The sequence below is a fragment of the Pseudomonas sp. P5_B2 genome, assembly GCF_056400445.1.
In genome coordinates this window covers 1-3,133 of sequence record NZ_JBFULH010000479.1, presented here as the reverse complement: position 1 = coordinate 3,133, position 3,133 = coordinate 1, and the positions used below count along the sequence as shown (strand labels likewise).

The 3,133-nt window shown below is 57.1% G+C and carries 4 protein-coding genes; 3 read left to right on the top strand and 1 reads right to left on the bottom strand.

Annotated elements, in window-relative coordinates:
* Both AC1DRJ_RS22655 and AC1DRJ_RS22650 read left to right on the top strand, forming a co-directional pair.
* Positions 1 to 672: S41 family peptidase (locus AC1DRJ_RS22655; protein WP_477804110.1), on the top strand; the 672-nt coding region annotated here is incomplete at its 5' end.
* 8 nt (positions 673 to 680) lie between these two features.
* Positions 681 to 1,211: a MepB family protein gene (locus AC1DRJ_RS22650; RefSeq protein ID WP_477804109.1), complete on the top strand. Its 531-nt coding sequence runs from the start codon at positions 681 to 683 to the stop codon at positions 1,209 to 1,211.
* Positions 1,212 to 1,323: 112 nt separating this feature from the next.
* Here the strand turns inward: AC1DRJ_RS22650 and AC1DRJ_RS22645 are convergent, their stop codons facing one another.
* Complete coding sequence (locus AC1DRJ_RS22645; protein WP_477804108.1) at positions 1,324 to 2,211, bottom strand: LysR family transcriptional regulator; 888 nt, start codon at positions 2,209 to 2,211, stop codon at positions 1,324 to 1,326.
* 159 nt (positions 2,212 to 2,370) lie between these two features.
* On the opposite strand from AC1DRJ_RS22645, the gene AC1DRJ_RS22640 reads away from it, so the two are divergent.
* Positions 2,371 to 3,015 carry a hydrolase gene (locus AC1DRJ_RS22640; protein ID WP_477804107.1) on the top strand — a complete coding sequence of 215 codons (645 nt, stop codon included), beginning with the start codon at positions 2,371 to 2,373 and terminating at the stop codon, positions 3,013 to 3,015.
* Positions 3,016 to 3,133: the final 118 nt, after the last annotated feature.

The window sequence follows — 3,133 nt, the reverse complement described above, 5'->3', positions numbered from 1 at the left end:
ATGCTCGATGTCATCAAGACTCTCAAGGATGCCAATCTGGTTGTGCTTGATACACGAGGCAATCGCGGTGGCAACAGCCTGGTTGGTGCTGAAATACTTTCTGCTCTGTTGGGCTCGCAATTGGTAAATAATTTGAGCGAGTCATCTCGTGCATATGCGATGTGGCGAGTTTCTCCTTTTGCACTATCAACGCTCAATCAAGCTCTAACTGCCATGGGAAGAGACTATGGGAAAAATAGTGAGGCTTATAAATTTGTTTTCAGCTTAACCAAGTTGATGGAGCTCGCACTTCGCGAGAAGAAAGACTGGTTGCGACAGCCGAGCACTTCCTCGGTCGATCAAGAAGGATCGAGAGGATTCAATACCCAAGCTTTTAAAGGCAGGCTTGCACTGGTGACTGACTCATTTTGCGCGAGTGCCTGCCTGGACTTCGCAGGCATCGTTCTTGCTATTCCGGAGGTTGTTCATTTCGGGGCGTCAACGAGCGGCGATACACTTTATATTGATATAGGGTCGCAAACACTGCCGAGCGGCGCGCAGTTCTGGATTCCGTTAAAGGTATGGAGGGGGCGAGTGCGAGGAAATAATCAAAGTTATGATCCGCAATTTGTTTTTGATGGAGATATAAATGACACTGCGGCAGTTCAAAAGTGGGTTCTCAATAATCTATGATCCGATCAGTGCCATTCCTCAAGCACCGCGATAACCTTCCACACCAACTGGTCGCCGCCATCGAGCAGGTGTACACACCAGCAGGCATGACAGTGACGCAGCAGGCTCAACGCGAGCCGGAGAGTGCCGAATACGACGCCTGCCGCCTCGGCCTCGATGACCAGGTGGTGGTCTTCCGTGTGGCGAAAACCACGCCGGCCAAGATTGGCCAGTTCGTCACGCTATGGAAGCGGCCGACGTCGGTCAGCGAGATCGCACCGTTCGACACCGGCGATGGCGTCGCTTTTGTGGTGGTAAGCGTTGCTGATGACACGCACCGCGGACAGTTTGTGTTCGATCAGAAGGTATTGGCCGCCAAAGGGGTCATGTCGATTGACGGTGTCGGTGGCAAGCGCGCGATTCGCGTCTATCCGCCGTGGGCCAGGCCTGTCGCAAAACAGGCGATCAGGACGCAGCAATGGCAGCTGAAGTATTTTCTCGCGCTTGAACAGAACGGTAGCGCCGACGCGGTTCAGGTGCACCGCATCTTCGGAAAATAGATACCTGACCCTGTGGGAGCGAGTCGGCTCCGGGCGGCGTTCCGACGATAGCGATGTAACAGCCAACATCTATATCGACTGGCACTCCGCCTTCGCGAGCAGGAGGTGTGTATTACTTCTCTGCCAACTGCGCCACTAAAAACTCGATAAACGTGCGGGTCTTCTGTGGGACCCGCCGTGCCGAAGGGTACACCGCGTTAATGGTGATCGCAGGCGCCTGCCATTCACACATCACTGGCACCAGGCGGCCTGCCGCCAGCGCATCCTCGACAATGAAGTCAGGCAACAAGGCGATGCCCATGCCAGCTTCGGCGGCCTGAGCGAGCAAGTCGCCGTTGTTGGCGTGCAAGGGGCCGGTCACGTTGACCCGCTGGGTTTCCTGGCCGTTGCACAGCTGCAGGCTGACACCGCTTTGCAGATACCCGTAATTGAGGCACTGGTGCGCGCGCAAGTCCTGTGGGGTCTGCGGCATGCCGGCGCGCGCCAGATAGGCCGGGGATGCCACCAGGATTCGCGGGGCTGGCGCCAGTTGCCGGGCAATCATCGTCGAGTCCGGCAGGCTGGCAATGCGGATGGTCACGTCGAAACCACCGCGCACCGGGTCTACCTGCTGGTCGCTGAGCACCAGTTGCAGCTCGATGTTCGGGTGCTGCTCATGAAACAGCGGGATCAATGGCCCCAGTCGGCGCAAGCCAAAGGACATCGGCGCATTGACCCGCAACACCCCGCGCAATTCGCCGATGCCGTTACGCGCGCGCTGTTCGGCCTCGTCCAGCGAGGCCAGCACTTCGCGTGCCGCGTCGAAGTATTCGGCGCCAGCCTCGGTCAGGTGCAGGCTGCGGGTGGTGCGCTGCAGCAATTGCACGCCGATCGCGTCCTCCAGCGCCTGAATCTGTTTGCTGACTTTTGATCGCGGCACATCCATTGCCCGTGCAGCGGCGGCGAAGCCGTTTTCGCCGACCGTGACGACAAAGGCGCGCATGCATTCGATGCGGTCCATGATTGTCCCTGTTTTAGAATCAATGATTCTCGATTTTAGGGAATTGTCCCTTTCTATGCCAGCCCCTAAAGTGACATCCAAGCCGACGACAACGCCGCTGAAGGCAACGTCGACTCACCCCTTACTCACTTTGAAAATCGACATCAAAAGGAACGCGCCATGTCTATCCGTGAACTGCTCAACCCAACCAATTCCGCCCTGATCCTGATCGACCACCAGCCACAAATGGCGTTCGGCGTGCAGTCGATTGATCGTCAAACGCTGAAGAACAACACGGTAGGCCTGGCCAAGGCCGCGAAGATTTTCAATGTGCCGACCATCTTCACCTCGGTCGAAACCGAAAGCTTCAGCGGTTACATCTGGCCCGAGCTGCTGGCGGTTCACCCGGAGCAAAAGCCGATCGAGCGTACATCGATGAACTCGTGGGAAGACAAGGCGCTGGTTGACGCGGTGAAAGCCACCGGACGCAAAAAACTGATCATTGCCGCTCTGTGGACCGAGGTCTGCCTGACCTTCCCGGCACTGGAAGCGTTGGCTGAAGGTTACGAGGTGTACATCGTCACGGACGCTTCCGGCGGTACCACCAAAGAAGCGCACGACATGTCGGTGCAGCGGATGATTCAGGCCGGTGCAGTGCCGGTGACCTGGCAACAGGTGCTGCTCGAGTACCAACGTGACTGGGCACACAAAGACACCTACGAAGCCGTGATGGAATTGGTGCTGGAACACAGTGGCGCGTATGGCATGGGCGTGGATTACGCTTACACCATGGTGCACAAGGCGCCGCAGCGGCAGGTCAAGTAACGCTAACCTTATAGACGCTGCAAACCCAATGTGGGAGCGGGCTTGCTCCCACATTGGGTTTTGTGGTGTTCACATGATGTGTTTTTCGGCTTCGGGGATAATGTGGCTTGCGCCAAGC

Coding starts and splice junctions, on each gene's coding strand:
- AC1DRJ_RS22645 (WP_477804108.1), bottom strand. CDS start 2,211: ATGGACCGCATCGAATGCATGCGCGCCTTTGTCGTCACGGTCGGCGAA.
- AC1DRJ_RS22640 (WP_477804107.1), top strand. CDS start 2,371: ATGTCTATCCGTGAACTGCTCAACCCAACCAATTCCGCCCTGATCCTG.